Annotated in this window: 30 protein-coding genes; 6 read left to right on the top strand and 24 right to left on the bottom strand. The window is 70.7% G+C overall.

All coding sequences use genetic code 11. The features are described 5' to 3' along the window. Positions 1-431 precede the first annotated feature (431 nt). Entirely contained in the window at positions 432-1,325 is an 894-nt protein-coding gene (locus tag AC06E6_RS04870; protein ID WP_104938556.1) for a LysR family transcriptional regulator, read from the top strand. Positions 1,326-1,360: 35 nt separating this feature from the next. Here the strand turns inward: AC06E6_RS04870 and AC06E6_RS04875 are convergent, their stop codons facing one another. The 8 genes from AC06E6_RS04875 to prmB all read right to left on the bottom strand — a co-directional run bounded on the left by AC06E6_RS04875 (position 1,361) and on the right by prmB (position 9,471). Next, positions 1,361-2,020, bottom strand: a complete 660-nt coding sequence (locus AC06E6_RS04875) for a phosphoribosylanthranilate isomerase (protein WP_240211449.1) — start codon at positions 2,018-2,020, stop codon at positions 1,361-1,363. Beyond that, on the bottom strand, positions 2,017-2,790 hold the full coding sequence (truA, locus tag AC06E6_RS04880; RefSeq protein ID WP_104938555.1) for a tRNA pseudouridine(38-40) synthase TruA: 774 nt from the start codon (positions 2,788-2,790) through the stop codon (positions 2,017-2,019). Before truA ends, AC06E6_RS04875 begins: the two co-directional genes overlap by 4 nt. Positions 2,791-2,849: 59 nt before the next feature. After that, a complete protein-coding gene (locus AC06E6_RS04885) occupies positions 2,850-3,230 on the bottom strand; it encodes a VOC family protein (RefSeq protein ID WP_293759230.1) in 381 nt (126 codons plus the stop codon). After that, positions 3,227-5,074 (bottom strand): FimV/HubP family polar landmark protein, encoded by a 1,848-nt coding sequence (locus AC06E6_RS04890; RefSeq protein WP_478060463.1) that lies wholly within the window; start codon positions 5,072-5,074, stop codon positions 3,227-3,229. The genes AC06E6_RS04885 and AC06E6_RS04890 overlap by 4 nt, the downstream gene beginning before the upstream one ends. A 220-nt stretch (positions 5,075-5,294) precedes the next feature. Beyond that, positions 5,295-6,320 (bottom strand): aspartate-semialdehyde dehydrogenase, encoded by a 1,026-nt coding sequence (locus tag AC06E6_RS04895; RefSeq protein ID WP_104938553.1) that lies wholly within the window; start codon positions 6,318-6,320, stop codon positions 5,295-5,297. A gap of 82 nt (positions 6,321-6,402) precedes the next feature. Continuing rightward, positions 6,403-7,452, bottom strand: coding sequence for a 2-hydroxyacid dehydrogenase (locus AC06E6_RS04900; RefSeq protein WP_478060465.1), 1,050 nt, complete (start codon positions 7,450-7,452; stop codon positions 6,403-6,405). Then, on the bottom strand, positions 7,445-8,548 hold the full coding sequence (gene aroC / locus AC06E6_RS04905; RefSeq protein WP_478060467.1) for a chorismate synthase: 1,104 nt from the start codon (positions 8,546-8,548) through the stop codon (positions 7,445-7,447). Before aroC ends, AC06E6_RS04900 begins: the two co-directional genes overlap by 8 nt. Beyond that, on the bottom strand, positions 8,545-9,471 hold the full coding sequence (gene prmB / locus AC06E6_RS04910; RefSeq protein ID WP_478060469.1) for a 50S ribosomal protein L3 N(5)-glutamine methyltransferase: 927 nt from the start codon (positions 9,469-9,471) through the stop codon (positions 8,545-8,547). The genes aroC and prmB overlap by 4 nt, the downstream gene beginning before the upstream one ends. A gap of 204 nt (positions 9,472-9,675) precedes the next feature. Between prmB and AC06E6_RS04915 the strand changes: the two genes are divergently transcribed. After that, positions 9,676-10,323, top strand: coding sequence for an SCO family protein (locus tag AC06E6_RS04915; protein ID WP_161613155.1), 648 nt, complete (start codon positions 9,676-9,678; stop codon positions 10,321-10,323). Continuing rightward, positions 10,320-11,162 carry an archaetidylserine decarboxylase gene (gene asd, locus AC06E6_RS04920; RefSeq protein ID WP_478060470.1) on the top strand — a complete coding sequence of 281 codons (843 nt, stop codon included), beginning with the start codon at positions 10,320-10,322 and terminating at the stop codon, positions 11,160-11,162. The genes AC06E6_RS04915 and asd overlap by 4 nt, the downstream gene beginning before the upstream one ends. A gap of 315 nt (positions 11,163-11,477) precedes the next feature. Here asd and hflX read toward each other — a convergent pair whose 3' ends face one another. The 7 genes from hflX to rlmE all read right to left on the bottom strand — a co-directional run bounded on the left by hflX (position 11,478) and on the right by rlmE (position 17,983). Continuing rightward, the gene (gene hflX / locus AC06E6_RS04925; protein ID WP_104938548.1) at positions 11,478-12,788 is read right to left on the bottom strand and encodes a ribosome rescue GTPase HflX; all 1,311 of its coding nucleotides are present in this window, start codon (positions 12,786-12,788) and stop codon (positions 11,478-11,480) included. Between the two features lie 14 nt (positions 12,789-12,802). Next, positions 12,803-13,078 carry an RNA chaperone Hfq gene (hfq, locus tag AC06E6_RS04930; protein WP_104940170.1) on the bottom strand — a complete coding sequence of 92 codons (276 nt, stop codon included), beginning with the start codon at positions 13,076-13,078 and terminating at the stop codon, positions 12,803-12,805. 90 nt (positions 13,079-13,168) lie between these two features. After that, the gene (miaA, locus tag AC06E6_RS04935) at positions 13,169-14,122 is read right to left on the bottom strand and encodes a tRNA (adenosine(37)-N6)-dimethylallyltransferase MiaA (protein WP_240211455.1); all 954 of its coding nucleotides are present in this window, start codon (positions 14,120-14,122) and stop codon (positions 13,169-13,171) included. Continuing rightward, positions 14,122-15,018: a dihydropteroate synthase gene (folP, locus tag AC06E6_RS04940; RefSeq protein ID WP_478060472.1), complete on the bottom strand. Its 897-nt coding sequence runs from the start codon at positions 15,016-15,018 to the stop codon at positions 14,122-14,124. Before folP ends, miaA begins: the two co-directional genes overlap by 1 nt. Continuing rightward, positions 15,018-15,197, bottom strand: coding sequence for a hypothetical protein (locus AC06E6_RS04945; RefSeq protein WP_240211457.1), 180 nt, complete (start codon positions 15,195-15,197; stop codon positions 15,018-15,020). Before AC06E6_RS04945 ends, folP begins: the two co-directional genes overlap by 1 nt. A gap of 178 nt (positions 15,198-15,375) precedes the next feature. Further along, entirely contained in the window at positions 15,376-17,298 is a 1,923-nt protein-coding gene (gene ftsH / locus AC06E6_RS04950) for an ATP-dependent zinc metalloprotease FtsH (protein WP_104938545.1), read from the bottom strand. A 55-nt stretch (positions 17,299-17,353) separates the two neighbouring features. Then, positions 17,354-17,983 carry a 23S rRNA (uridine(2552)-2'-O)-methyltransferase RlmE gene (gene rlmE / locus AC06E6_RS04955; RefSeq protein WP_380609894.1) on the bottom strand — a complete coding sequence of 210 codons (630 nt, stop codon included), beginning with the start codon at positions 17,981-17,983 and terminating at the stop codon, positions 17,354-17,356. Between the two features lie 64 nt (positions 17,984-18,047). Between rlmE and yhbY the strand changes: the two genes are divergently transcribed. Both yhbY and AC06E6_RS04965 read left to right on the top strand, forming a co-directional pair. Continuing rightward, positions 18,048-18,353 (top strand): ribosome assembly RNA-binding protein YhbY, encoded by a 306-nt coding sequence (gene yhbY / locus AC06E6_RS04960; protein WP_056932407.1) that lies wholly within the window; start codon positions 18,048-18,050, stop codon positions 18,351-18,353. A gap of 17 nt (positions 18,354-18,370) precedes the next feature. Next, positions 18,371-18,742 carry an Mth938-like domain-containing protein gene (locus AC06E6_RS04965; protein WP_240211458.1) on the top strand — a complete coding sequence of 124 codons (372 nt, stop codon included), beginning with the start codon at positions 18,371-18,373 and terminating at the stop codon, positions 18,740-18,742. Positions 18,743-18,830: 88 nt separating this feature from the next. Here the strand turns inward: AC06E6_RS04965 and AC06E6_RS04970 are convergent, their stop codons facing one another. From AC06E6_RS04970 to surE, 5 genes are all read right to left on the bottom strand, one after another. After that, positions 18,831-19,058: a hypothetical protein gene (locus AC06E6_RS04970; protein ID WP_104938543.1), complete on the bottom strand. Its 228-nt coding sequence runs from the start codon at positions 19,056-19,058 to the stop codon at positions 18,831-18,833. Between the two features lie 358 nt (positions 19,059-19,416). Then, the gene (locus AC06E6_RS04975) at positions 19,417-20,220 is read right to left on the bottom strand and encodes a peptidoglycan DD-metalloendopeptidase family protein (RefSeq protein ID WP_478060474.1); all 804 of its coding nucleotides are present in this window, start codon (positions 20,218-20,220) and stop codon (positions 19,417-19,419) included. Continuing rightward, entirely contained in the window at positions 20,199-20,813 is a 615-nt protein-coding gene (locus AC06E6_RS04980; RefSeq protein ID WP_104938541.1) for a YqaA family protein, read from the bottom strand. The genes AC06E6_RS04975 and AC06E6_RS04980 overlap by 22 nt, the downstream gene beginning before the upstream one ends. A gap of 18 nt (positions 20,814-20,831) precedes the next feature. Continuing rightward, positions 20,832-21,506, bottom strand: coding sequence for a protein-L-isoaspartate(D-aspartate) O-methyltransferase (locus AC06E6_RS04985; RefSeq protein WP_240211460.1), 675 nt, complete (start codon positions 21,504-21,506; stop codon positions 20,832-20,834). After that, on the bottom strand, positions 21,503-22,282 hold the full coding sequence (gene surE / locus AC06E6_RS04990) for a 5'/3'-nucleotidase SurE (protein WP_104938539.1): 780 nt from the start codon (positions 22,280-22,282) through the stop codon (positions 21,503-21,505). The genes AC06E6_RS04985 and surE overlap by 4 nt, the downstream gene beginning before the upstream one ends. 174 nt (positions 22,283-22,456) lie before the next feature. Between surE and AC06E6_RS04995 the strand changes: the two genes are divergently transcribed. Next, complete coding sequence (locus AC06E6_RS04995) at positions 22,457-22,996, top strand: Smr/MutS family protein (RefSeq protein ID WP_161613160.1); 540 nt, start codon at positions 22,457-22,459, stop codon at positions 22,994-22,996. 183 nt (positions 22,997-23,179) lie between these two features. On the opposite strand, the gene truD is transcribed toward AC06E6_RS04995, so the two are convergent. From truD to ftsB, 4 genes are all read right to left on the bottom strand, one after another. After that, positions 23,180-24,229 (bottom strand): tRNA pseudouridine(13) synthase TruD, encoded by a 1,050-nt coding sequence (gene truD / locus AC06E6_RS05000; protein WP_478060476.1) that lies wholly within the window; start codon positions 24,227-24,229, stop codon positions 23,180-23,182. 151 nt (positions 24,230-24,380) lie between these two features. Beyond that, on the bottom strand, positions 24,381-24,878 hold the full coding sequence (ispF, locus tag AC06E6_RS05005; RefSeq protein ID WP_240211463.1) for a 2-C-methyl-D-erythritol 2,4-cyclodiphosphate synthase: 498 nt from the start codon (positions 24,876-24,878) through the stop codon (positions 24,381-24,383). A gap of 52 nt (positions 24,879-24,930) precedes the next feature. Next, the gene (gene ispD, locus AC06E6_RS05010; protein WP_104938535.1) at positions 24,931-25,626 is read right to left on the bottom strand and encodes a 2-C-methyl-D-erythritol 4-phosphate cytidylyltransferase; all 696 of its coding nucleotides are present in this window, start codon (positions 25,624-25,626) and stop codon (positions 24,931-24,933) included. Beyond that, positions 25,623-25,973, bottom strand: a complete 351-nt coding sequence (gene ftsB, locus AC06E6_RS05015; RefSeq protein ID WP_104938534.1) for a cell division protein FtsB — start codon at positions 25,971-25,973, stop codon at positions 25,623-25,625. The genes ispD and ftsB overlap by 4 nt, the downstream gene beginning before the upstream one ends. Position 25,974 lies beyond the last annotated feature (1 nt).

A 25,974-nucleotide genomic window follows, 5' to 3' on the forward strand; every position in this document is an offset into this window, starting at 1 on the left:
CAGGGTGGCGCGGGGCCGGCTTTTGCTCCTGCAAAACCGGCATTCCCGCCACCCATGGCGGTCTGGGGTGCGCCATGAAAGAACGGCAGGACAGCCGTTATTCACGGCGAAGCCGCCCGCAGGGTGGCGCGGGGCCGGCTTTTGCTCCTGCAAAACCGGCATTCCCGCCATCCATGGCGGTCAGGTGTGCGCCATGAAAGAACGGCAGGACAGCCATTGCTCACGGCGAAGCCGCCCGCAGGGTGGCACGCGGCCGGCTTTTGCTCCTGCAAAACCGGCATTCCCGCCATCCATGGCGGTCAGGTGTGCGCCATGAAAGAACGGCAGGACAGCCGTTATTCACGGCGAAGCCGCCCGCAGGGTGGCGCGGGGCCGGCTTTCGCTCCTGCAAAACCGGCATTCCCGCCATCCATGGCGGTCAAGGGTGCGCCATGAAAGACGATCACGCCCTGCCCTCGCTCAACGCCCTGCGCGCCTTCGAGGCCGCCGCCCGGCTGCGCAGCGTCAGCCTTGCCGCCGACGAACTGCACGTGACCCATGGCGCGGTCAGCCGCCAGGTGCGGGCCCTGGAGGAAGAACTGGGAGTGGCGCTGATCGAACGCGACGGCCGCGGCATCCGCCCCACCGCCGCCGGCAGGCGCCTGCAGGAAGCCACTTCCGGGGCGTTCTCGCAGCTGCGCGACTGCGTGGCCGCGCTGCGCCGGGGCAAACGCAACGACGCCTTCGTGCTCGGCTGCCCGGGCAGCGTGCTAGCGCGCTGGATGATCCCGCGCCTGCAGCAGCTGCAGCGCGACCTGCCGGGCCTGACCCTGCACCTGGCCGCGCAAGACGGCGATTTTGCGCCACGGCTGGCCGGACTGGATGCCGCCCTGCTGCTCGGCCAGGCGCCGTGGCCGGCCGGGTGGAGCGTGCATGGCCTGGGCAGCGAGCGCATCGGCCCGGTGTTCAGCCCGTCCATGCATGGCGCGCAGCGGCTCGTGCACCAGCCGCCGGAGGCGCTGCTCGAGCACGCGCTGCTGCACACCCGTTCGCGGCCCCAGGCCTGGCCCACCTGGGCCACGCTCAACGACCTGGACCCTGCGGCGCTGCGCCAGGGCACTGGCTTCGAACACCTGTACTACCTGCTCGAAGCGGCGGTCGCCGGACTCGGCATCGCCATCGCCCCGGAGCCACTGGTGGCCGACGACCTGGTCAATGGCCGCCTGGTCGCACCGTGGGGGTTCGTCGACACCGAGGGACAGTGGGCGCTGTGCACCGCCGGCGGCGACCGGCACCCGCGGGTCGACGCGCTGGCGGACTGGCTGCGGCGGCAACTGGCCGCGTAGGCGGGCACCGCGTAGGCGCCGCGGCAGGCCCGCGTTTACGCGGGCGCGTCGTGCAGGTCCGCGCGGCGCACTTCCTCGACGAAGCGGCGCATGCGCTCGCCATCCTTGATGCCCGGCGCCGACTCGATGCCGCTGGAGACATCCACCCCCCACGGCTGCACCGTGGTGATCGCATCGAACACATTGTCCGGGCGGATGCCGCCGGCCAGCAGGAACGGCCGGTGCAGGCCGGCTGGCACCTGCGACCAGTCGAACGCCACGCCGCTGCCGCCGCTGCCACCCGGCGCGTGGCTGTCCAGCAGGAAACCGACCGCATGCGGGTGGGACTGCTGCAGCCCGCGCGCGGTGACGGCCTGGGCGCCGCCCATCGCCACCGCCTTCAGGTACGGCATGTTGAAGGCGCGGCAGAAGGTGTCGTCCTCGTCGCCGTGGAACTGCAGCAGGCTGGGCCGCACCGTGCGCATCACCTCGCGCACTTCCTCGCGGCTGTTGTCGCGGAACAGCGCCACCACGTCGACCATCGGCGAGATCGCCTGGCGCATGGCGCGGGCTTCGACCGGCGCCACCCGGCGCGTGCTGCCACGGGCGAACACGAAGCCGATGGCGTCCACCCCCAACTCGCTGGCCAGGCGGATGTCGCCGGCGCGGGTCATGCCACAGAACTTGATGCGGGTGCGGAACTGCGTGCGGGTCATAGCGTCACCTCGGCCGGCAATTGCCACTGGTCAGGATACAGCGGGCCCACGAACACCAGCCCCTGCGGCGGCGCGGTCGGCCCGGCCTGCGTGCGGTCGCGCAGCGCCAACAGCTCGCCGATCCACGATTCGGGCTGCTCGCCGGCACCAACCAGCAGCAGCGAGCCGACGATGTTGCGCACCATGTGGTGCAGGAACGCATTGGCCTGCACCTGCACCTCGACCACCTCGCCCTGGCGCACGACCGAGATCGCCTGCAGCTCGCGGCGGGCATGCAGCGCCTGGCACTGCACGCTGCGGAACGAACTGAAGTCGTTCTCGCCCAGCAATGCCTGCGCCGCGCGGTGCATCGCACCGGCGTCCAGCGGGCGCCGCTCCCAGCTCAGCGTCTGCCGGTACAGCGCCGGCCGCACCTGGCGGTTGAGCAGGCGATAGCGGTAGCGCCGCGCACGCGCGGAGAAACGCGCATGGAAATCGTCGGCCACCGGCACGCACCAGCGCACGCACACCGACGGCGGCAACCGCGTGGTCGTGCCCAGCACCCAGCCGCGCGGCGTGCGCGCGACGTCGCTGTCGAAATGCACCACCTGGCATTCGCCGTGCACGCCGGCGTCGGTACGCCCGGCGCAGACCACGCCCACCGGGGCATCGGCCACCGAGGACAGGGCCGCCTGCAAGGTGGCCTGCACGCTGGCGCAGCCGCTCTCACCCAGCTGCTGCCAGCCCTTGAAATCGCTGCCGTCGTATTCCACGCCCAGCGCATAGCGCATCGTCAAACTTCTCCTGTCGCCAGCCGCGGCCGGGGCTGGAATCCCCGGCGGGCGCCTGTTCAATCCGCGTCGCGCTGGGACCACACCGCCAGCTCGTTGCCGCCGGGCTCGATGAACTGGAAACGGCGGCCACCGGGAAAGGTGAATTCGGATCTGCTCAGCCGCCCGCCATGCGCCAGTACCGCCGCCTGCAACGGCGACAACTGGGTGGCGTGCAACACCACCAGGGGCGCACCGGCGGCGCTGGTCACCGGTTCGCCGCGGAAAAAGCCGCCCTGCAGGCCGCCATCGTCGAACGCGGTGTAGTCCGGGCCGTAATCCTCGAAACTCCAGCCGAACACCGCTTCGAAAAAGCGCCGGCTCGCCGCGGGATCGCGCGAGGCGAACTCCACGTAGTCGATGCGCCGCTCATGCTTCACCGCCGCCTGTTGTCCGCTCATCGCAGCCGTCCCAGTAGTTCCATTGCTTCGGCGCGCGCCTGCACGTCCTCGCCCGCCGCCACCTCGTTCAGCAGCGTGCGCGCGGTTTCCGCATCGCCCAGGTCCAGATAGGCGATCGCCAGTTCGAGCCGTTCGCGCCCGGCCGGGGCCGGATTGAGCGGCGCCAGGCTGGCCATGTCGGCGGCCGGCCAGGTGTCGGTCTCCTGTGCGGCGGGTTCCGCCGGTGCGCCCTCAGCGCCCGGCACCGGTGCCGCGTCGGGCGACAGCACCGGTTCCTGTCGCGGCGGACGCGATGCGGCGACACCGGCGGACGGCCTCGACCAGAACGGCACCGCTTCGGCCTCGACTTCGGCCTCGAGCTCGACTTCGGATTGGCGGGCGGCGGGCGCATGTTCCTGCACGGCAGGCACGTCCCGGGCCACGGCCTGCGCCTCCACCGCGGGCATTGCCGCGGCCAGCGCGGACAACTCCATAGCGGCAACATGGCCGGCGGCCGGCGCCGGCGGCAGCGGTGAAGGCCGGCGCCGGCGCGACAGCCACCAGCCCGCCGCGGCCACCACCAGCAGCAGCACCCCCAACCACGTCCATGGCGCCGTACCTGCCGGCTCCTTCTTCCCGACCTCGGCCAGGCGCTGCTGCGCCGCGGCCAGGTTGCTGTCCTTCATCGCGATCAGCGACTGCTGCTGTGCCTGCAGCTTCTCCAGCTCGGCCACGCGCTCGCGCAGTTCCTGCAATTCCGCATCGCGCGTGGCGAGGTCTTCCCTGGCCTGCCGCAGTTGTTCGTTCGCCGCCATGTCGCCCTCGCCACCGGCCTCGAGCCCGGTCGTCGTTCCTGCCGCCTGTTGCGCGCCGGCCACCGCCGGCGCGATTTCCAGCCGCGCATCGTTTGCCGCCGCCGTCGCCGTCGCCGGCCTGGCCACGCTGGCCGCCGCACCGGCCAGCGCCGGCTGCGGAATCGGCGCACGCGCCTGGCGCCACTGCGCGACATGCTCGCGCACCAGCACGCGCGCGGCGGCGCTGTCGATGCGTTGCAGCTCGCCGCTTTCCGGCACGCGCAGCACGGCCCCCTGGCGGAGCAGGTTGACGTTGCCGCGGATGAACGCCTCGGGGTTGGCGCGCAGCAGCGCGACCATCGCCTGGTCCAGGGAAACGCCGTTGTCACGGGCCAGCTGGCCGGCGATGCCCGACAGGGTCTGGCCGCTGCGTACCGGCGCCAGGGTGCCATCCGGCGCCGTCGCCTGCGACACGGGCGCCGGACGCGGCGCAGCGGCCGGGGCGACCGTGGCCGTGGCCGTGGCCGGCGCGGGCTTCGGCGTTGCGGTTGGCGTGGGCGCCGATGCCGGCAAAGGTGCCGGCTCGCGCACGATCAGGTTGGACGGGGCCGCCGCCGGCGCCTCGATCACCGGCTCGGCGACCGCGGTGGCGGCCTCCGGCGCGGCGACCAGCGCGGAGTATTCGCGCACCAGCCGCCCCTGCCCCCAGTCGACCTCGATCAGGAAGCTCAGCGCCGGCACCTGTACCGGCGTCGCGCTGGTCACCCGGACCACCGCCCGCCCCTGCGCATCCTGGGCGAACTGGAACTGCAGTTCGCCGACCAACCCCTCCGGGCGCGACAGGCCGACGCGCTCGAAGGTCGCCGCTGACGCCAGCCCCACCGTGGCGCGCTCCAGCTCGCCCGGGTCGCTGGAGATCACCGGAATCTCGGCCACCAGCGGCTGCCCCGGCCTGGACAGGACGCGGATGTTGCCCAGGCCGAGGGCAAGCGCGGCGCTGCTGTACAGCCCCAGCGCGAGCACCAGCATGCCTTGTATCGAGCGCGTCGCGCCCCTGCCCCTTGGTTTCATGCCGGCAAATATACCGGCACAGCCGGGTTCCGAATACCGCGGGGACGACACCCCAGCGCGGCGCGCTGGCGTCCCACGGTCTGCTGCGCAAACCGCGTGCCCCGTCTCCCGCTTGCCACACCCCCCGCCTTCGGCACGCCCCCTGACGCAGGGGGCTGTGTTCCAGATGCGATCCGAGGGTTGCGGTACAGCGGACCCGGCGTTGTGCCGGCCTGGTCTCTCAGCCGCCGTTGGCGACCAGCTCGGCCAGCTGCACCGCGTTGAGCGCGGCGCCCTTGCGGATGTTGTCGGCCACCACCCACATGTTCAGCCCACGCGGGTGCGAAAGATCCTCGCGGATACGACCCACGTAGACCGGGTCGGTGCCCGAGGCATGGGTGACCGGGGTCGGGTAACCACCGGCCCGGCGCTCGTCGACCACCTTCACCCCGGGCGCGGCGGCCAGCAGTTCACGCGCCTGCTCGACGCTGATCTTCCTGCGGGTTTCGATGTTCACCGCCTCGGAGTGTCCATAGAACACCGGCACCCGCACCGCCGTGGGGTTCACCTGGATGCTGTCGTCGCCGAGGATCTTGCGGGTCTCCCACACCAGCTTCATCTCTTCCTTGGTGAAGCCGTTGTCCAGGAACTCGTCGATATGCGGGATCAGGTTGAAGGCGATCTGCACCGGGAACTTGGCCGGCTCGATCTCCTGGAACCCGAGCAGCTGCGCGGTCTGCTTGCCCAGCTCCTCCATGCCGGTCTGGCCGGCGCCGGACACGGACTGGTAGGTGGCCACGTTGATGCGCTCGATGCCGTATTCGCGGTGGATCGGCGCCAGCACCGGCATCAGCTGCATGGTCGAGCAGTTGGGGTTGGCGATGATGCCGCGCGGGCGGTTCTTCGCCGCTTCCGGGTTGACCTCGGACACCACCAGCGGCACGTCGTCGTCGTAGCGGAAGCAGGACGAATTGTCGATGACGACCGCGCCGGCGGCGGCGAACTTCGGCGCGTATTCCCTGGAAATGCCGCCACCGGCGGAGAACAGGGCGATCTCGACGCCGGTCGGATCGAACGTGGCCAGGTCCTGGATGGTGACCTTTCCACCGTTGAACTCGACCTGCTGGCCGGCCGAGCGCTCGGAGGCGAGCAGGCTCAGCGTGCCCACCGGGAAACCGCGCTCGGCGAGGATGGCCAACATGGTCTGGCCGACCGCGCCGGTGGCGCCGACGACGGCTACATGGAAACGACGGGCTTCATTGCTCATGGGGGTGTACTCGAAAAATGGAGAGGGGGAACACACGTCGAGCCAGGTTCGGGGAACCTCCGGCGACAGCCGCGGAGGCTCCCTATCGTTTGTTGATGTCGATCCTGCCGGCGGCATCGCCCACGCCGGCGCCGCCGGCCAGCAGCCCGGCATTGACCACGTTGGCCGGGCGCCCGGCGTTCGCGCCCAGGCCAAGGCCGGCGAGCAGGTTGTCCACCGCCCGCTGCACCATCGCCCGGCGCGTGGCCAGCGAGGCGCTGCCGATATGCGGGGTCAGCACGATGTTGCGCAGCGCCCGCAGTTCCGGACGCACCTCGGGCTCGTTCTCGTACACGTCCAGCGCGGCCGCGGCCAGGCGGCCATGGGCCAGCGCGTCGGCCAGCGCGAGCTCGTCGACCAGACCGCCGCGGGCGATGTTCACCAGGGTGGCGCTGGGCTTCATCCTCGCCAGCGCGGCGGCGTCGATGAGGTGGTGGTTCTGCGCGCTGTAGGGCAGCGCCAGCAGCAGGTGGTCGACGCGGCCCAGCAGTTCCTCGAAGCCGGCGTAGCGCGCACCGGCCGCCTGCTCCACGTCCGCGGGCAGGCGCGAGCGGTTGTGGTACAGCACGGTCATGCCGAAGCCGTGGTGGCCACGGCGGGCGATGGCCTGGCCGATGCGGCCCATGCCGACGATGCCCAGGGTGCTGCCGTGCAGGTCGGCGCCGAGCATGGTGGTGAACGACCACTGCCCCCAGTGGCCATCGCGCAGCCAGCGGTCGGACTCGACGATGCGCCGCGCCGCGGCCATCAGCAGCGCGAAACCGAGATCGGCGGTGGTCTCGGTGAGCACGTCGGGGGTGTTGGTGGCGATGATGCCGGCCGCGCCCAACGCCGCGATGTCCAGGTTGTTGTAGCCGACGCCGACGTTGGCGATGACCTTCAGCGACCGGGCAGCGGCGATCTCGGCCGCGCCGATGCGCTCGTTGAGCGTGACCAGGGCGCCATCGACCCCGGCCAGGCGCGCGGCCAGCGCCGCACTGTCATGGGCGGTGATGGCCGTCGTGGCGTCCACGTCGCAGTACGCGGCCAGCTGCGCGACGGTGTCGTCGAACAGCGGCTGCGCCACCCAGACGCGGGGCCGCCGCTCAGCCATCGAGGCGGCCGGGGATGCGCGGTTGCACTACGCCGACGTCGCCGCACTGCGCGCGGTGGCGCAGCGCCTGGTCCATCAGCACCAGCGCCAACATCGCCTCGGCGATGGGGGTGGCGCGGATGCCGACGCAGGGGTCGTGGCGGCCGGTGGTGACCACGTCCACCGCATTGCCGTGCACGTCCACCGTGGCGCCCGGCAGGCGCAGGCTGGAAGTCGGCTTGAGCACCATCGAGGCGACGATCTGCTGGCCGGTGGCGATGCCGCCGAGGATGCCGCCGGCATGGTTGGACTGGAAGCCGTCCGGCGTGATCAGGTCGCGGTGTTCGGTGCCCTTCTGCGCGGCGCTGGCAAAACCGTCGCCGATCTCCACGCCCTTGACCGCGTTGATGCTCATCAATGCCGCGGCGATCTCGCCGTCGAGCTTGCCGTAGATCGGCTCGCCCCAGCCCGGCGGCACGCCGTCGGCGACCACGGTGACCCGCGCGCCGACCGAGTCGCCGGACTTGCGCAGCGCGTCCATGTACGCCTCCAGCGCCGGCACCTGGGCCGCATCCGGCCAGAAGAACGGGTTGTCCTCCACCGCGTTCCAGTCAAAGCCCGTCGGCGTGATCCCGCCCAGCTGCGACAGCCAGCCGCGCACGGTCACCCCGTGGCGCTGCAGCAGCCATTTCTTGGCGATCACCCCGGCGGCCACGCGCATGGTGGTCTCGCGCGCCGAGGAGCGGCCGCCGCCGCGCGGGTCGCGGATGCCGTACTTCTGCCAGTAGCTGTAGTCGGCATGGCCCGGGCGGAACTGCGCGGCGATATTGCTGTAGTCCTTGCTGCGCTGGTCGGTGTTGCGGATCAGCAGCGCGATCGGGGTGCCGGTGGTGCGGCCTTCGTACACCCCGGACAGGATCTCCACCTCGTCGGCCTCGCGCCGCGCCGAGGTGTGCCGGCTCCTGCCGGTGGCGCGGCGCTGCAGGTCGTGGGTGAATTCCTCCGGCGCGATCTCCAGCCCCGGCGGGCAACCATCGATCACGCAGCCGATCGCCGGCCCGTGCGACTCGCCGAAGGTGGTGACCGTCAGCAGCTTGCCGAAGGCGTTGGAGCTCATCGCTGCGCCGCCAGCTCGGCGATGCGCGCGTGGTGCGCGCGCAGCTCGGCGGCCTCGACCGCGAAGATGCCCATCTGCCCGACCTTGAACTCGATCCAGGACATGAACACTTCCGGCAGCAGCTTGACCAGGTGCTGCTCCGAATCCCCCACCTCGCAGATCAGCAGGCCGTCCTCGCTCAGGTGGTCCGGGGCGTCGCACAGGATCTTCAGCACCAGGTCCAGGCCGTCGTCGCCGGCGCGCAGCGCCAGTTCCGGCTCGTGCGCGTACTCGCGCGGCAGCGCATCGGTCTCGTCGTTGGTGACGTACGGCGGGTTGGTGACGATCAGGTCGTAGACCCGGCCCTGCAGGCCGGCGAACAGGTCACTTTTGACCAGTTCGACGTTGTGCGCGAGCAGGCGCTCCTTGTTCTCGGCCGCCAGCGACAGCGCGGCGTCGTTGATGTCGCTGCCGTCCACCTGCCAGTTCGGGTAATAGTGGCCCATGGCGATGGCGATGCAGCCCGAACCGGTGCACAGGTCCAGCGCGCGGGTGACCTCGCGCCCGGCCAGCCACGGTTCGAAACCATTGAGGATCAGCTCGGCGATCGGCGAGCGCGGCACCAGCGCGCGCGCGTCGCTCTTGAAGCTCAGCCCGGCGAACCACGCCTCGCCGGTCAGGTAGGCGGCGGGCACGCGCTCGGCGATGCGGCGCTCGAACAGCGCCAGCACCTGCTGCTTCTCCTCGGCCAGCAGCCGCGCCTGGCCATAGGCCGGGCCCAGGTCCGGCGGCAGGTGCAGGGTATGCAGCACCAGGCTGGTGGCCTCGTCCAGCGCATTGTCGTAGCTGTGCCCGAAGGTCAGGCCCGCGGCATTGAAACGGCTGGCGCCGTAGCGGATCAGGTCGATGATCGTGTGGAGTTCGGCGGCCGCCTGGGCTGTCATGGCAATACGGGGGGCAAGAGTGGTCTGCGATTATAGGCGTGCACCCGGTATATTGAGCGCCCGGTTGCAGCCGAAACTGCGGCGATGTCCCGGCATCGGGCCGCAACGCCCCGGCAAGCAGCCGCCAGCGCGCACGGCCACCGCCCCCGCAGACCCGCGCCCCGCCCTGGCGGGGCCGCCACCACCCCTACGGAGAAACGGTCCATGTTCAACCGCAATACCGGCATCGTCCTGGCCATCGCGCTGGCGGCAGGGCTGGGCCTGTTGCTGGCGCAGAAGGTATTCGGCCCGGCCGGCAACGGCGGCCACCAGGCCGGCTCGATCATTTTCTACCCCACGCCACGGCCGCTGCCCGATTTCAGCCTCAGCCAGTCCGACGGTACCCGCCTGATTCCCGGTGAGCTGCGCGGGCACTGGACCCTGGTGTTCCTGGGCTTCACCTCCTGCCCGGACGTGTGCCCGACCACCCTGTCCGAACTGGCCCTGGCGCAGAAGCAGTGGGAGCGCATTCCCGAAAGCCTGCGCCCGCGCGTGGTGTTCGTGTCGGTCGATCCCGAGCGCGACACCCCGGCACGGCTGGGCGAATACGCCCATGCCTTCCACAGGGACACCCTGGCCGCCACCGCCGACGTACCGTCGCTGGAGCGCTTCGCCACGCCGCTGGGCCTGGTGTTCCAGAAGGCCCCGGGAAAGAACTACAAGACCAACCCGAACGACTACAGCATGGACCACTCGGCCAGCATCGCGGTGCTCGACCCCGAGGGCCGGCTGGCCGGGCTGATGCGCCCGCCGTTCGACCCGAAGCTGATCGCCAGCGACCTGACCAAGCTCACCGGAACCACCGCACCATGAGTCTGTTGACCACGCTCACCCATGCCCTGCCCCATCGCCTGCTGTCGTCGATGGCGCGCTCGCTGGCCTATTCGCGCAGCCCGCGCGTGTCGCGCTGGCTGATCGACACGGTGACCCGGAAGTTCGACGTCAACCTGGCCGAGGCGGCCGACCCGGACCCGCGCAGCTACTCCAGCTTCAATGCCTTCTTCACCCGCGCGCTAGCCCCCGGCGCGCGCGTGGCCGATGCCGACCCGCGTGCGCTGCTGATGCCGGCCGACGGGCGCATCAGCCAGCTCGGCGCGATCGAGGACGGTCGCATCTTCCAGGCCAAGGGCCAGTCGTTCACCGCCGCCGAACTGCTCGGCGACGCCAGCGCTGCCGAACCCTTCGCCAACGGCCTGTTCGCCACCGTGTACCTGTCGCCACGCGACTACCACCGCGTGCACATGCCCTGGACCGGCACCCTGCGCGAGACCGTGCACGTGCCCGGACGCCTGTTCAGCGTCGGCCCGGCCGCGGTGACCCACGTGCCACGCCTGTTCGCCCGCAACGAGCGGCTGGTGTGCCATTTCGACACCGACTTCGGCCCGATGGTGCAGGTGATGGTCGGCGCGCTGCTGGTCAGCGGCGTGGAAACGGTCTGGAGCGGCGAGGAAATCCCCGCCTACGGCGACCGCATCACCCGCAAGGACTGGCGCGGCAAGGGGATCACGCTGGAACGGTTCGCGGAGATGGCCCGCTTCAACTACGGCTCCACCGTGATCGTGCTGCTGCCGCCGGGCGTGGCGCGGTTCGATCCCGCGTTGAAAGCCGAAAGCCCGGTACGGCTGGGGCAGGCACTGGCACGGCTGACGTAATGACCTGTTCCGGCGCGGCCACATCGCGACGCGTAGCGACGCGCTCACCCCGCTGGCGCCCTGGCGTCAGTGAGGCGCGGTGCGCTTCATCCATGGCCCCACCGTGATCGTGCTGCCGTCGCCGGGCGTGGCGCGGTTCGATCCCGCGCGGAAAGCCGAAAGCCCGGTGCGACCGGGGCAGGCACTGGCGCAATTGAAGTTGCATCTCCCAAGACGGACGAAGCGCCGCCAGCGGAAACCGCCAGCACAATGACGAAACAGGAGCGACTCACGTCGCTCCTGTTTCGTTTCCCATGCAAGTCCATCGTGAACGACTCACCACTCCGGTTCGCGCTCCGGCAGCAGCGCGCGGATCACCGCGCCGTCGGCGCCTGCGGCCAGCTTCTCGGCCTCGGCGATGGGAATGTCCACGTCGATCAGCCAGCCCTCCTCGTCGGCCTGCTCGCTGCGGATGACCTCGAGCTGGTGCAGCCGCGAGCGCAGCCGGCCAGCGCCCGGCGGCAGGCGCACGCGGCCGGTGACGTGCTGCAGGCCCAGGCGCTTGCCCAGCACCGACTGCAACAGGTCCAGGCCGCGACCGTCGCGCGCGGAGATCCACACCCGCTCGCGGCGCGCCTCGTCCGGCACGCCGTCCTGCGCGTCGTGACGCACCTCGGCGCCCTCGATGCGGTCGATCTTGTTGAACACCAGCAGTTGCGGCAGCTCACCCGCGCCCACCGCCTCCAGCACTTCGTCCACCTGGGCGATGCGTTCCTCGCGCAGCGGATCGGCGGCGTCCACCAGATGCAGCAGGAAATCGGCCTCGCGTGCTTCACTCAGGGTCGAGCGGAACGCCGCCACGAGTTCGTGCGGCAGGTCGCGGACGAACCCCACGGTGTCGGCCAGCATCGCGTTGCCGCCGGGCAGCGCGATGCGGCGCACGGTCGGGTCGAGCGTGGCGAACAGCTGGTCGGCGGCGTAGGCGCCGGCACCGGTCAGCGCATTGAACAGGGTCGACTTGCCGGCATTGGTGTAGCCCACCAGGGCCACGCGCGGCATTTCGCTGCGCACGCGTGCGCGGCGCATCTGGGTGCGCTGCACCTCGACTTTTTCCAGGCGCTTCTGCAGCTGCTCCACCCGCTTCTGCAGCAGGCGGCGGTCGGTTTCCAGCTGGGTTTCGCCGGGGCCGCGCAGGCCGATGGAACCGCCGCGCTGGCGCTCCAGGTGGGTCCAGCCGCGCACCAGGCGGGTGGCCAGGTGGCGCAGCTGCGCCAGTTCCACCTGCAGCTTGCCTTCATGGCTGTGCGCGCGCTGGGCGAAAATGTCCAGGATCAGCCCGGTGCGGTCGATCACGCGCCGCTCCAGGAACCGCTCCAGGTTGCGTTCCTGCACCGGGGTCAGGGCATGGTTGACCAGCACCAGGTCGGCACCGGTGGCGTCGGCCATGGCCTTGACCTCGTCCAGCTTGCCGCTGCCGATCAGGGTGGAGGGGTTGGGGCGGTCGATGCGCGCGGTCACGGTGGCCGCGATGCTGGCACCGGCCGAGCGGGCCAGGTCGGTGAACTCTTCCAGCACATCCTCTTCCAGCCGCCCTGCGTGCGGCTGGATCAACAGCGCGTGTTCGCCTCGTTTGGAGCGGTCAAACACGCGCCACGTCCTGCTTATTCGTTGTCGTCATCGCCTGCCTGACTGCTGTCGGCCGATTGCACGTAGCCGCCGCCCGGCCCAACGCGCACGTTGCGCGCCGGCACCACGGTGGAAATGGCGTGCTTGTAGACCATCTGGCTGACCGTATTGCGCAGCAGCACCACGAACTGGTCGAACGACTCGATCGTGCCCTGCAGCTTGATGCCATTGACCAGGTAGACCGAAACCGGCACGCGCTCGCGGCGCAGTGCGTTCAGGAACGGGTCCTGCAAGGATTGCCCCTTGGACATCTTCAACTCCTCATTATTGTTCTTATCGACCCGGGCCATGCGGCTTCCCCTGCCTGCCCGGAACCGGGATGTTACACCGCCCGGCGCGCTTCATCGCCCCAAAAACAGGGAAACCGCGTCCTGCAGGCGGCCGTCGTCGGTGGCCGGATCGAACCAGCGCGCATCCAGTTCGCCGCGCAGCCAGGTCAGCTGGCGCTTGGCCAGCTGGCGGGTGGCGAAGATCGCCTTGTCGCGGAAGCCGGCGGCCGTGTCCTGCCCGTCCAGGAACTGCCAGGCCTGGCGGTAACCCACCGCGCGGATCGCCGGCAGGTCGAGCGGCGCCGCCACCCCGGCCATCTGCGGCAACGCGCGCAGGCGCCGCACCTCGTCGAGGAAACCCGCCGCGAGCATCAGGTCGAAGCGGCGCTCGATGCGGGCGTGCAGCAGCGCACGCTCGGCCGGTGCCAGCACCAGTTTGAGCACGCGCGCCGGCAGCCGGGCCACACCGGGCTGTGCCTGCCAGTGGCTGATCGGCTTGCCGGTGAGCCGGTACACCTCCAGCGCACGCTGGATGCGCTGCGGGTCGGTCGCGTGGATGCGCCGGGCCGCGGCCGGATCGACCCGGGCCAGCTGCGCATGCAGCGCCGGCCAGCCCAGGGCGTCGGCGTCGGCGGCGATCTGCGCGCGCAGCGCCGGGTCGGCTTCGGGCATCGGCGACAACCCCTGCAGCAGCGCCCGGAAGTACAGCCCGGTGCCGCCGGCCAGGATCGGCAGCCGGCCGCGCGCGACGATGTCGCGTACCGCGGCGGCGGCATCGGCGGCGAACTCGGCCGCCGAGTAGCCCTGCCAGGGGTCGCGCAGGTCCAGCAGGTGATGGGGAATGCCGGCACGCTCGGCCTGGTCGGGCTTGGCCGCGCCGATCTCCAGGCCGCGGTACACCAGCGCCGAATCGACGCTGACGATCTCGCCACCGTGGCGCCGGGCCAGTTCGATCGCCGCGGCGGTCTTGCCCGACGCGGTGGGGCCCATCAGCGCGATCGCCAGCGGCCGCGTGTCGACCGCCATCAGTCCTCGTCCGGCCAGCGCGGCGGCGGCGCACGCTCGCTGCGCCCGGCCGGTACCGCATCGAGCGCGGCCAGTACCTTGAGCGCGTCGACCGTGGCCGCGACATCGTGCACGCGCACGAGGCGCGCACCGCGCTGCACCGCCAGCAGGTGCGCGGCGACCGAGCCGGCCACGCGTTCGGCGGCGACGGCGCGGCCGGTGACGTCGCCGATGCAGCGCTTGCGCGACAGCCCGGCCAGCAACGGCACGCCCAGCGCCAGCAGTTTTTCCTGCGCGGCCAGCAGCGCGAAATTCTGCGTGGTGTCCTTGTTGAAGCCGTACCCGGGATCGACCACCAGCCGGTTGCGGGCGATGCCGGCCATCTCCGCGGCGAACAGCCGCTCGGCCAGGAAACGCTGCACGTCGCCGGCGACATCGTCGCTGGCCCATGCCACCCCGGCATCGTACGGGCCGCCCACCGCATGCATCAGCACCACCGCCGCGCCCGCGTCGGCCACCGTTTCCAGCGCGCCCGGCTGGCGCAGCGCCTGCACGTCGTTGACCATGCCGGCGCCGGCCGCCAGCGCCGCGCGCATCACGTCGGGCTTGAAGGTATCGACGCTGACCGGCACCGGCGTGCGCGCCACCAGTGCCTCGATCACCGGCACCACGCGCTCGATCTCCTGCTGCGCCGACACCTGTTCGGCGCCGGGCCGGGTGGATTCGCCGCCGATGTCGAGGACATCCGCGCCCTGCTCGACCAGCGCCAGCGCGTGGGCGACGGCCGACTCGGCACTGAAATGCCGGCCGCCGTCGGAGAACGAATCCGGGGTGACGTTGACGATGCCCATCACCCGCGGGCGGTCCAGCCGCAGCGGCCGCCCGGCACAATCCAGCACAGGTGCGATATCGAACATCAGCGCCGGCTCCTGGCCCGGACCACGCTGCCGAGCACACTGAGCGCCACGCCCAGCACGATGCCGATGAAGATGCCCGCCAGGTAATGGCCGGTCTTCACCCCGAAGGCGACGCCGGCCACGGTGGCGATCACCATTTCCGGGATGTGGGTAGACGTCTTGGGAGAAGGTTCGTTCATGCTGCGAAGGGTAGCGGAGGATGGGAGGAAAATACCCCGGTCGTCATCCGACCGGCCGTGGCAGCGGCCGATGCGCCCCCAGGGCGGGAGGGCCGCGGTACACCCGCGCCAGGCCGGGCATAAAAGCAACGGGCCGGGAAAACCCGGCCCGTCGTGCGTGCATGGCAACGGCGGTGGCTCAGTGCTGGCCGGCCGGGTCGGTGATCGGCGCCACCGGGCGCTCGTCGCCGCCCTTGTCGCCGTCGGACGGGTCGCTCTTGCCCTTGTCCACCCAGCCGGCCGGCGGCGAAGGCTTGCGGCCTTCCATGATCGCCTTGACCTGCTCGGCGTCGATGGTTTCCCAGTCCAGCAGCGCCGCGGTCATCGCTTCGACGATGTCGCGCTTCTCTTCCAGGATGCGGCGCGCCACGTTGTACTGCTCGTCGAGGATGCGGCGGATTTCCGCGTCCACCTTCTGCTGGGTGGCCTCGGAAATGGTCTTGCTGTGCATGCCGTAGCCGGCTTCCTCGTCGGCATAGACCATGGTGCCGAGCACGTCGGACATGCCGTACTTGGTGACCATGCCACGGGCCAGCTTGGTGGCGCGCTCGAAGTCGTTGGAGGCGCCGGTGGACATCTCGCCGACGAAGATCTCCTCGGCGATGCGGCCGCCGAACAGGATCGCCAGCTCTTCCAGCATGCGGTCCTTGTACTTGCTGATGTGGTCGTGCTCGGGCAGCTGCCAGGTCACGCCCAGCGCCCAGCCGCGCGGCATGATGGTGACCTTGTGCACCGGGTCGGCCTTGGGCAGCGACATGGCGACCACCGCGTGGCCCGACTCGTGGTAGGCGGTATTGCGGCGCTCGTCCTCGCGCATGACCATGCTGCGGCGCTCCGGACCCATGTAGATCTTGTCCTTGGCGTCCTCGAAGTCCTGCATGCTCACTTCCTGCTTGCCGCGGCGCGCGGCGAACAGGGCGCCCTCGTTGACCAGGTTGGCCAGGTCGGCGCCGGAGAAGCCCGGGGTGCCGCGCGCCAGCACTTCCGGCTTGACGTCGTCGGCGGCCGGCACCTTGCGCAGGTGCACGCGCAGGATCTGCTCGCGGCCCTTGATGTCGGGCAGGCCGACCATGACCTGGCGGTCGAAGCGGCCCGGGCGCAGCAGCGCCTTGTCGAGCACGTCCGGGCGGTTGGTGGCGGCGATCACGATCACGCCCTCGCCGCCCTCGAAGCCGTCCATCTCGACCAGCATCTGGTTCAGGGTCTGCTCGCGCTCGTCATGGCCACCGCCCATGCCGGAGCCACGATGGCGGCCGACCGCGTCGATCTCGTCGATGAAGATGATGCACGGGGCGTGCTTCTTGGCCTGCTCGAACATGTCACGCACGCGGCTGGCGCCGACGCCGACGAACATCTCGACGAAGTCCGAGCCGGAAATGCTGAAGAACGGCACCTTGGCCTCGCCGGCGATGGCGCGCGCCAGCAGGGTCTTGCCGGTGCCGGGCGGGCCGACCATCAGCACGCCGCGCGGGATCTTGCCGCCGAGCTTGGTGAACTTGGACGGGTCACGCAGGAAGTCGACCAGTTCGCCGACCTCTTCCTTGGCCTCGTCGCAACCGGCCACGTCGGCGAAGGTCACCTTGATCTGGTCCTCGCCCTGCAGCTTGGCGCGCGACTTGCCGAAGGACATCGCGCCCTTGGCGCCGCCGCCACCGCCCTGCATCTGCCGCATCATGAAGATCCAGAAGCCGATCAGCAGCAGCACCGGCAGGAACTGCAGCAGGATCGACCAGAAGCTCGGGCCGCTGGCCGGCTTCATGCGCACGATGTCGACCTTCTTGGTGTAGAGCTGGTCGATCAGCTTCTCGTCGCGCGGCGCGTACAGCGAGCCCTCGCTGCCGTCGCTGCGCTTGAAGCGGATGGCATTGGTGGTCAGGGTGGTGTCGTCGGTGAACTCCACCGACTTGATCCGGCCCGCGTCCACTTCCTGCAGGAACTGGGTGTAGTTGCTGGCATCGCTGGCCACGGGCGTGCCGCCGCGCGGGGCGAAGCTCTGGAACACCACCATCAGCACGACGGCGACAACCACCCATAGCAGGAGGTTCTTGGTCAGGTCGTTCATCCTCATCGGCTCCGGTGTTCCTCTAATTTCTGACGCGATTCGTATGGTGTCGAGCTTACTTGATCTGCGTGCGCTTGCCCTGCCCGAGCGCATAGACCTCGGGCGAGCGCTTGCGCGAGGCTTCCGGCTTGCGGATCACGACCTTGTCGTAACGGCGGCGCATTTCCCGCACGTAGTCGTCAAAGCCGACGCCCTGGAACAGCTTGATCAGGAACGCCCCACCCGGCTTGAGATGGTGATCGGCGAAATCCATCGCCAGCTCCGCCAGGTGCATCATCCGCGGCTGGTCCACCGCATCCATGCCACTCTTATTGGGGGCCATATCCGACAGGACAAGGTCTACCGGCTGGCCGCCAAGCATGGCCTCGAACTGGGATAGGACGGTTTCTTCCCTGAAGTCACCATGAAGGAACTCCACGCCGGCCAGCGGCGGCATCTCCAGGATGTCCAGCGCCAGTACGCGGCCGCTGTCGCCCAGCTGTCTCCGCACCTGCTGCGACCAGCCGCCTGGCGCCGCGCCGAGGTCGACCACCACCATGTTCGGCTTCAGCAGCCGGTCGCGCTGGAGCAGCTCCTCCAGCTTGTAGGCGGCGCGCGAGCGCATGCCCTCGGCCTGCGCCTTCTTCACGAAGGGGTCGGAGAAATGCTCCTTCAACCAGCGTTGACTGCTCTTGCTGCGGGACATCGGAATGCGGCCTGTAGGGGTGGTCATGATACCCTGAACCCCCTTGATAACCCGTAATCACTGCATGTCCATCGTTCTCACCCCGGCCCAGAACCGATTCCTGCGCGGCATGGCCCACGATCTGAAAGCACTGCTGCAGATCGGCGGCAAGGGGGTCACCCCCGCCTTCCTGGCGGAACTGGACGAGGTGCTGGAACGCCATGAACTGATCAAGGTGAAGATCGCCGCCGAGGACCGCGAGGCGCGCGAGGCGATGGTCGCCGAGCTGGTCCAGGCCAGCGGCGGCGCGCTGGTCCAGCGCATCGGCCATGTCGCCGTCCTGTACCGCCCGGCCCGGGAAAAGCGCCAGATCGTGCTGCCCCGCGGCTGACCCGCCGAGAAGCCAAGATGCAACTGAGCCGCGAACTGCCCGACTACATCTATGCCCTGCGCTCGGCCGACGGCCGCCAGGCCCGGGTCAACGACCAGACGCTGGCACGCAGCTTCATCCTGTCCCCCGACCGCTTGATCGAAGACTGGTCGGTAAGCGCGGTCGGCCGGCTGAGCGTGGCCGACCTGGCGCCCGCGCTGGAACAGAACCCGGCCGTGTTCATCCTCGGCACGGGCGAGCGCCAGGTGTTTCCGCCGGTGGAGGTCATGGCCGCCTGCCTGACCCGCGGCATCGGCATCGAAGTGATGAACAACGCCTCGGCCGCGCGTACCTTCAACGTGCTGGCCGGCGAAAACCGCCGCGTGGTCGCGGCCTTCATCCTGGAGTGACGCCTGGCGTCACGCGGCCTGGGACTGCTGGCGTACGCACCTTCCTGTTTTCTCATGCGGGGCAAGCCCCGCCTCTACAGGCCGGCGTTCAGCGCAATGGCTCGCCCTTGAGCCAGCAGACGAACAGCAGCGCCACGACCACACCCGCATTGCAGGCGACGAAGCGGGCCGGAGCAGCGGCCGGCGGAAAGATCACGAAACCGGCCACCAGCAGCGCGGCCGCACTGGCATAGGCGAGCCATCCCTGCCACGCCAGCGGCCAGCCCCAGCCCCATCCATGCTCCTTGGCGGCGAACCAGTAACGCGATTTGCCCATGCGCTCCTCCATCACCCGGCACCCGACCGACGCAAATATCCTTGACCGCGGCGCGGCCCGGGGCCGCTGGCCGCGGAATCCCCCCTGACACCGGCCGCAGGCGGCGTTTCAGGCGGATGCCGCGCCCTGCGCTGCAACAGCCCGGACAGGAGCGGGCCTGCCCCGGCCATCAGCGCCCGCAGTACTCAGCGCGGCGGCGGCCACGCATCCTGCCACCGCTGACGGCGCGGGTCGAACGCCGCCAGCACGACATGCAACGGAAGCAGGGCGGAACACGTGTGCTTATGCCGCCGGCCAACGCCCCCCGTTCCTCCGCGTGCCATCATGGAGCCGCCTGCGGCAACCCGCATTCGGCCGGCTACTTCTGCGGCAGGTACTGCAGCGGATCCACCGGCTTGCCGTTGTAGCGGATCTCGAAGTGCAGCATGTCGCGCGAGGTGCCGGTGCGGCCCATTTCCGCGATCTGGTCGCCGGCCTTGACGTTCTGCCCCTCGTTGACCAGGCGCTTGCGGTTGTGGCCGTAGGCCGACAGCCACTGCTCGTTGTGCTTGATGATGATCAGCTCGCCGTAGCCGACCAGACCGGCACCGGAATAGACCACCACGCCCGGGCCGGCCGCGCGTACCGGCTGGCCGCTGCTGCCGGCGATGTCGATGCCCTGCTTGGTGGTCTCGCCGGCGACGAAGCGGCCGACCAGCGCGCCGTCGGCCGGCCAGCGCCAGCCGATGCCGCTGTTGGCCGGCGCCGGCGTCGCCGCGGGCGGCGGCGCCGATGGCCGCGTGGCAGTCGCGCTGCCGCTGCCGGCCGCCGGGCGCGTGGCGGTGGCGCCGCCCGGATACAACCGCAGCGTCTGCCCCGGGTAGATCGCGTTGGGATTGGACAGGCCATTCCACGCCGCCAGGTCGCCCGGGGTGATGTTGTGGATGCGCGCCAGCGCGTACAGCGTGTCGCCCCGGCGCACCACCGCGGTCTGGCCCGGCTTGGGCACGGATGTGCGCGGCGTGGCCGCGGCCCGGGACGCGCTGCTGCCGGAAGGCTTGACCACCGTGGCGGTACCGCAGCCTGCCGCCATCGCCACCAGCAGCAGTACCGCCATGCCGGCGACCGCCCTGGAAGCGCCCTTGATCCTTACCTCTGCATTCATGCGAATTTCGCCCTCCATACCAGCCAGCCCACCAGGCCGGCGACCAGCGCGGTCGCGATCCAGCCCAGCGGTTCGATCCAGCGCCGCAGCGCATCGGCCGCGCGCGCGCCGCCGAAGCGGATCACCGCCGCCAGCACGTATACGCGCTTGCCGCGCCCGACCAGCATGCTCAACACGTACTGTGGCAGCGGCACCCCCACGATACCGGACGCCCAGGTGAACACCTTCATCGGGATCGGCATGAAGCCGCCCAGCACCAGGAAGGTGAACACCGCCCACGGCGATTCGACCATCTTCGCCTGCAGCGTGGCGATGCCCGACTCGATGGCCGGCAGCATGCCCAGCGCGGCGAACAGCGGCTTGATCGCCTCGAACGCATAGTGGCCCAGCGCATAGCCGACCATCGCCCCGACCATCGAGCCGGCCAGGCTCAGGGTGGCGAAGCGCCAGCCCTTGCGCGGCTGCGCCACGCACATCGGCATCAGCATCACTTCCGGCATCACCGGGAAAATGATGGCCTCGATGAAGCTCAGCACGGTCAGGTAGGTGGGCGCGCGCTTGTGGCTGGCCCAGTACAGCGCGCGGTCGTACAGCGGCCCGAATATCTTCATCGTCGCGGGTTTCCCGTGTCAGTCCAGCAGGCCCGAGAGCAACGGCACGAAGCTGACCGGCGCCAGTTCCTCCTGCACGATGCCGTCCGCCTGGCGGGTAAGTTGCAGCAGCACCTGCCCGCCGGGGCCGCCGACCGGCGCCACCAGGCGGCCACCCACGGCCAGCTGTTCGATCAATGCGTCCACCAGCGCCGGTGCCGCGGCGGTGACGACGATGGCGTCGTAGGGGCCGTGCTCGGGCCAGCCGATGCGGCCGTCGTCATGCTTGCTGCGGACGTTCATGCCCAGTTGGCGCAGGCGCTTGCGGGCCTGGCGCAGCAGGTCGCCGATCCGCTCGACGGTGAACACCTCCAGCCCGACCGCGGCCAGGATCGCCGCCTGGTAACCCGAGCCGGTACCCACTTCGAGCACCGTCCTGGGCGCCACCTGCAGCACCGCCTCGGTCATGCGCGCCACCACCCAGGGCTGGGAGATGGTCTGGCCGTGGCCGATTGGCAATGCGGTGTCCTCGTAGGCGCGCGAGGCCAGCGCCTCGTCGATGAACAGGTGCCGCGGCACCACCCGCACCGCGTTGAGCACGCGTTCGTCGCCGATGCCCACCTCGCGCAGGCGATCGACCAGGCGGTCGCGCACCCGCTGCGAGGTCATGCCGCTGCCGACCGCCTCCGGGGACAGGCGCAGGCGTGGCGTCATGCCGGGCGCTCCAGCGTCGCCGACAACCCGCCCACCCAGCTGGCCACCTTTTCCAGCGCCTCGTAGCGGGTCAGGTCGACCTGGATCGGGGTGATCGAGATATGGCCGGTGCGCACCGCATGGAAATCGGTACCGGGGCCGGCATCCTGCTCGGAACCGGCCGGACCGATCCAGTACACGGTATTGCCGCGCGGATCGGTGGCCGGGATGCAGGCCTCGGCGCGGTGGCGGTTGCCCAGCCGGGTGACCTCGAACCCGCGGATCTCGTCCCACGGCAGGTCCGGCACGTTGACATTGAGGATGGTGTCGGCGGGCAGCGGGTCGGCCTTCAGCCGCGCCACGATCTCGATGGCCGCGCGCGCGGCGCTGAGGAAATTCCTCGCCTCGTGGCGCTGGGTCACCAGCGACACCGCAACCGACGGCAGGCCGAGGAAGCGCCCTTCCATCGCCGCGGACACGGTCCCGGAATAGATCACGTCGTCGCCGAGGTTGGCGGCGTTGTTGATGCCCGAGACCACGATGTCCGGCTCGTGTTCCAGCATGCCGGTCAGCGCCAGGTGCACGCAGTCGGTCGGCGTTCCGCTGACCGCGCAGGTGTAGTGGTCGATCCGGCGCAGCCGCACCGGCTGGTCCAGGGTAAGGGAATTGCTGGCGCCGGAGCGGTCGCGGTCCGGTGCCACCACGGTGACCTCGTGGCCGGCATTGCGCAGCTCCTCGGCGAGCATCCTGATGCCGGGGGCGTCCACGCCGTCGTCGTTGCTTACAAGTACGCGCATTGAAGACCTGAATCGCTGAATCCATGACGGCGCTCCCGCAGCCCCGCCGTCTACCGCCATCCCCGCCGGCGTGCTGCACGCCGGCCGGCATGGCCCGATCCGGCATGATACCGGAATGCGCCCACCGCCTTCCCGTGACGCTCTCCCCATTGCCGCAGCCGTTACGCTATGCGCATGTCGCACCCAGAAGACGAAGACGACGGCGCCCTGTTCCGCTCGGCGATCGGCGAGGTAACGCCGCTGCGCAAGGTGGATGCGCCGGCGATCAGCCGGCCACGGCCGAAGCCGCGCGCGCGCATGGCCGAGCAGGACGAGGCCCAGGCGCTGGGCGAGTTCGCCCGGCTGCTGCATTCCAGCGCGCCGCTGGAAGCCGGCGACGTGGCCAGCTACCGCCGCGACACCCTGCCGGCGCGCATGTTCCAGCGGCTCAGGCGCGGCCAGTACTCGGTGCAGGACGAACTGGACCTGCACGGCGCCAGCGTCGCCCAGGCCGAGCACCTGCTGCGCGAATTCCTGCTGGAGGCGCACGCGCACGACCACGGCTGCGTGCGCATCATCCACGGCAAGGGCCTGCAGTCCGATGGCGGCGCGCCGGTGCTCAAGAACCTGGTGGACCGTCTGCTGCGCCAGCGCAACGACGTGCTCGCATTCCACTCCGCGCCGCCGGCGCAGGGCGGCACCGGCGCGGTGCTGGTGCTGCTGGCGCGGCGCTGAGCGGCGCCAGCCCGCCAGCGATCCATCGCGCGCCGGCGGCAGTCGCGGCGCGGCCGCCAGGCGCAATGCGTCCGCCTCCCGCCAGGCGATGCGCCACGGCCCCTTCACCTTCCGCGGCCGCGCGTAGCGGCTGCGCGCGCGCCGCCCCGCACGCCGGGAGGCGCCACGCGGAGAACCTCCGGCTTACGCCGGGGCGACGGCTTCGGCGCGGCTGGCGTCGGCCACGGGGCCCAGTTCATGCAGCACCGCGGTGGCGTAGCACCCTGGCGGCAACGCGAAGGCAAGCTCCAGTACGTCGTCCTGCAGCCAGACATGGCGCATCAGCGCCGGCCGCAGCCGCAGCGCGCGGCGCTCCTGCTTGAGGCCGGCCTGCTCCAGGCCGGCGCGCAGCGCCAGCGCCTGCTCATCGGCCAGCGCGGCCTGCTCCAGGGCCAGCGCGGCACCGGCGGTGCGCAGCTCACCCGTGCCCCACAACGGCCCGCTGGGGTGGATGTCGAACCGCGCCAGGCGTTCGGCCAGCGCCTCGCTCATCGGCTCGGGACCGAACACCGAACGGCTGCCGTCGAGCATCCACACCTCGCCGTCCAGCGCGGCGTCCCAGTTGCCCTGCTCCACCCGCGCGGCGAGCACCCGGTTGAACAGGGCCGAGCGCGCCGCCGACAGCAGCATGGAGCGCTGGTCCTTGCGCACCCGGCGGCCACCGAACATCGCCAGCGCCGCCCGCACGTTGCCACCATCGCGACCGAAGCGCTGTTCGCCGAACCAGTTGGGCAGGCCGCGCGTGGCGATGGCCTGCAGCCGCTGCTCGATCGCGTCCCGCGCGCCCTGCACCCCGCGCAGCACCAGGGTGAAGCGGTTGCCGGCCAGCGCACCGCGCTGCAGCTTGCGGTTGTGCCAGGTGGAGGCGAGCACATGCACCTCGTCCGATTCCAGTAGCGCCAGGTCCGGCGCGACCCGCCTGGGCAGGTGCACGCTGAAACGCTGCGTGGTCACCGCATGCCGGTCCTTCTGCCCGGCGTAGCTGACGCCCATTTCCGGCACCCCGGCCCATTGCGCCAGCTGCCTGGCCACGGCCACGGTGTTGGCGCCGCGCTTGCGGATGTCCAGCAACAGGTGCTCGCCCTCGCCGCTCGCCTCGAAGGCAGGCAGTTCATCGACCTGGAAGTCCTCCGGCACGCTGCGCATTGACGCGCTCAATACCGGGGCGCCATAGGCAAGGGGAAGATCCATCATGTCGGTCCTGAACAATGGCCCGGCCTGCCTGCCGCGGGCGCGCCGGTGACGGCGGGCCTGCCGGGGCAACCCGTGCGGAGGGCGGCGCTGCTGCCGGCGCCGCGGCGGGCGACGCCCGGTCGCGGCCGGCGACACGCCTGCGGAATGGGAATCATGCGGGAAGCAGCAGCACCACCGCCTGCGCGGCGATGCCTTCCTCGCGGCCGGTAAAACCCAGCTTCTCGCTGGTGGTGGCCTTGATGCTGACCCGGTCCGGCGCCACGCCCAGCAGCTGCGCCACCGTTTCGCGCATCGCAGTCGCATGCGGGCCGACCTTGGGCCGCTCGCAGATCACGGTGATGTCGGTGTTGCCCACCTGCCACCCGCGCGCGCGCAGCAGGCCGTTGCAGTGGCGCACGAAATCGCTGCTGTCCGCGCCCTTCCAGCGGTCGTCGCTGGGCGGGAAGTGCTGGCCGATGTCGCCCAGCGCCAGCGCCCCCAGCATGGCGTCGCACAGCGCATGCAGGATCACGTCGCCGTCGCTGTGCGCGAGCACCCCGCAACGGTGCGGCACGCGCACGCCGCCGAGCATGACGTGGTCGCCTTCGCCGAAGGCGTGCACGTCATAGCCCTGGCCGATGCGGATGGGGGGAAAAGCAGAAGGATTCATGGCGTCGGATCAGGTTGTGGTTCAGGCCCGCGCGGGCGGCGCCGGACGGGCGTCAGCCACGCCGCGACAGCTCGAACTCGAAGCGGGCCAGGTCGGCCGGGGTGGTGACCTTGAAGTTGCACTCGTCGCCTTCGACCAGCAGCGGTCGCGCGCCCTGGCGCTCCATGGCCATGGCCTCGTCGGTCACCTCGACACCGGCGCCGGTCGCTTCCAGCAGCGCGCGGGTCAACTGGTGGCGGCGGAACAGCTGCGGCGTGAGCGCGCGCCACAACCGCTCGCGCGGTTCGGTGCGGTCAATGCCGCCATCGTCGCCGGCGCGCTTGAGGGTGTCGCGCACCGGGGCAGCGAGGATCGCGCCGACCGGATCGGCGCGCCCCACCTCCAGCAGCCGGCCCAGGTCGGCGGCCGGCAGGTTCGGGCGCGCGGCGTCGTGCACCAGCACGAAGTCGTCGGCACGCACGCTTTCCGGCAGCGCCTGCAACCCGGCCAGCACCGAGGCGGCACGGGTATCGCCACCGGTGCAGGTCAGCACCGGCTTGCCAGCGAAGTCATTCCAGCCCGGCCAGTCGGCATCGTGCTCGGCGATGGCCACCATCACCCCGGCCACGCCGGGGTGCGCCAGCAGCGCCGCCAGCGTATGCGCGAGCAGCGGTTCGCCGGCGGCGAGCAGGTACTGCTTGGGCACCGGGCCGCCGAAGCGGGTACCGCGACCGGCAGCCGGCACCACCGCCCACACCTGGGTGGTCATGGCACGACCTCCTGGGTGGCGGCGTCGTGCGCGCCCGGCTGGGCAACGCCCGGCCGCGCCACCGGGGCGTCCTCGACCACGCGGTAGAACTTCTCGCCGGGCTTGATCATGCCCAGTTCGCTGCGCGCCCGCTCCTCGATGGCGGCCTCGCCTTCCTTGAGGTCCTTGACCTCGGCGGCGAGCGCATCGTTGCGCTGCTGCAGGCCCTCGTTGTCGCGCTTCTGGTTGGCAACCTGGGCCTCGAGCATCATCACCTCGCCCGAATTGCCCGGCCCGAACCAGAAGCGGTACTGCAGCAGCGCCAGCAGTACCGCGAGCACCAGCAGCAGCCAGCGCCAGTCACGCATC

This window comes from Stenotrophomonas sp. Steno-Z10-HUANG (assembly GCF_056393075.1).

What these genes read in the sequence shown, in the direction of transcription:
- AC06E6_RS04870 (WP_104938556.1), top strand. Translation starts at nt 432, where the DNA reads ATGAAAGACGATCACGCCCTGCCCTCGCTCAACGCCCTGCGCGCCTTC.
- ftsB (WP_104938534.1), bottom strand. Translation starts at nt 25,973, where the DNA reads ATGCGTGACTGGCGCTGGCTGCTGCTGGTGCTCGCGGTACTGCTGGCG.
- AC06E6_RS04895 (WP_104938553.1), bottom strand. Translation starts at nt 6,320, where the DNA reads ATGAGCAATGAAGCCCGTCGTTTCCATGTAGCCGTCGTCGGCGCCACC.
- AC06E6_RS04975 (WP_478060474.1), bottom strand. Translation starts at nt 20,220, where the DNA reads ATGGAGGGCGAAATTCGCATGAATGCAGAGGTAAGGATCAAGGGCGCT.
- AC06E6_RS04885 (WP_293759230.1), bottom strand. Translation starts at nt 3,230, where the DNA reads ATGAGCGGACAACAGGCGGCGGTGAAGCATGAGCGGCGCATCGACTAC.
- AC06E6_RS04985 (WP_240211460.1), bottom strand. Translation starts at nt 21,506, where the DNA reads ATGACGCCACGCCTGCGCCTGTCCCCGGAGGCGGTCGGCAGCGGCATG.
- yhbY (WP_056932407.1), top strand. Translation starts at nt 18,048, where the DNA reads ATGTCCATCGTTCTCACCCCGGCCCAGAACCGATTCCTGCGCGGCATG.
- AC06E6_RS04995 (WP_161613160.1), top strand. Translation starts at nt 22,457, where the DNA reads ATGTCGCACCCAGAAGACGAAGACGACGGCGCCCTGTTCCGCTCGGCG.
- AC06E6_RS04980 (WP_104938541.1), bottom strand. Translation starts at nt 20,813, where the DNA reads ATGAAGATATTCGGGCCGCTGTACGACCGCGCGCTGTACTGGGCCAGC.
- AC06E6_RS04915 (WP_161613155.1), top strand. Translation starts at nt 9,676, where the DNA reads ATGTTCAACCGCAATACCGGCATCGTCCTGGCCATCGCGCTGGCGGCA.
- prmB (WP_478060469.1), bottom strand. Translation starts at nt 9,471, where the DNA reads ATGACAGCCCAGGCGGCCGCCGAACTCCACACGATCATCGACCTGATC.
- surE (WP_104938539.1), bottom strand. Translation starts at nt 22,282, where the DNA reads ATGCGCGTACTTGTAAGCAACGACGACGGCGTGGACGCCCCCGGCATC.
- ispD (WP_104938535.1), bottom strand. Translation starts at nt 25,626, where the DNA reads ATGACCACCCAGGTGTGGGCGGTGGTGCCGGCTGCCGGTCGCGGTACC.
- AC06E6_RS04970 (WP_104938543.1), bottom strand. Translation starts at nt 19,058, where the DNA reads ATGGGCAAATCGCGTTACTGGTTCGCCGCCAAGGAGCATGGATGGGGC.
- AC06E6_RS04900 (WP_478060465.1), bottom strand. Translation starts at nt 7,452, where the DNA reads ATGGCTGAGCGGCGGCCCCGCGTCTGGGTGGCGCAGCCGCTGTTCGAC.
- hfq (WP_104940170.1), bottom strand. Translation starts at nt 13,078, where the DNA reads ATGTCCAAGGGGCAATCCTTGCAGGACCCGTTCCTGAACGCACTGCGC.
- AC06E6_RS04945 (WP_240211457.1), bottom strand. Translation starts at nt 15,197, where the DNA reads ATGAACGAACCTTCTCCCAAGACGTCTACCCACATCCCGGAAATGGTG.
- AC06E6_RS04965 (WP_240211458.1), top strand. Translation starts at nt 18,371, where the DNA reads ATGCAACTGAGCCGCGAACTGCCCGACTACATCTATGCCCTGCGCTCG.
- miaA (WP_240211455.1), bottom strand. Translation starts at nt 14,122, where the DNA reads ATGGCGGTCGACACGCGGCCGCTGGCGATCGCGCTGATGGGCCCCACC.
- asd (WP_478060470.1), top strand. Translation starts at nt 10,320, where the DNA reads ATGAGTCTGTTGACCACGCTCACCCATGCCCTGCCCCATCGCCTGCTG.
- rlmE (WP_380609894.1), bottom strand. Translation starts at nt 17,983, where the DNA reads ATGTCCCGCAGCAAGAGCAGTCAACGCTGGTTGAAGGAGCATTTCTCC.
- ftsH (WP_104938545.1), bottom strand. Translation starts at nt 17,298, where the DNA reads ATGAACGACCTGACCAAGAACCTCCTGCTATGGGTGGTTGTCGCCGTC.
- truD (WP_478060476.1), bottom strand. Translation starts at nt 24,229, where the DNA reads ATGATGGATCTTCCCCTTGCCTATGGCGCCCCGGTATTGAGCGCGTCA.
- AC06E6_RS04890 (WP_478060463.1), bottom strand. Translation starts at nt 5,074, where the DNA reads ATGAAACCAAGGGGCAGGGGCGCGACGCGCTCGATACAAGGCATGCTG.
- truA (WP_104938555.1), bottom strand. Translation starts at nt 2,790, where the DNA reads ATGCGCTATGCGCTGGGCGTGGAATACGACGGCAGCGATTTCAAGGGC.
- AC06E6_RS04875 (WP_240211449.1), bottom strand. Translation starts at nt 2,020, where the DNA reads ATGACCCGCACGCAGTTCCGCACCCGCATCAAGTTCTGTGGCATGACC.
- aroC (WP_478060467.1), bottom strand. Translation starts at nt 8,548, where the DNA reads ATGAGCTCCAACGCCTTCGGCAAGCTGCTGACGGTCACCACCTTCGGC.
- ispF (WP_240211463.1), bottom strand. Translation starts at nt 24,878, where the DNA reads ATGAATCCTTCTGCTTTTCCCCCCATCCGCATCGGCCAGGGCTATGAC.
- folP (WP_478060472.1), bottom strand. Translation starts at nt 15,018, where the DNA reads ATGTTCGATATCGCACCTGTGCTGGATTGTGCCGGGCGGCCGCTGCGG.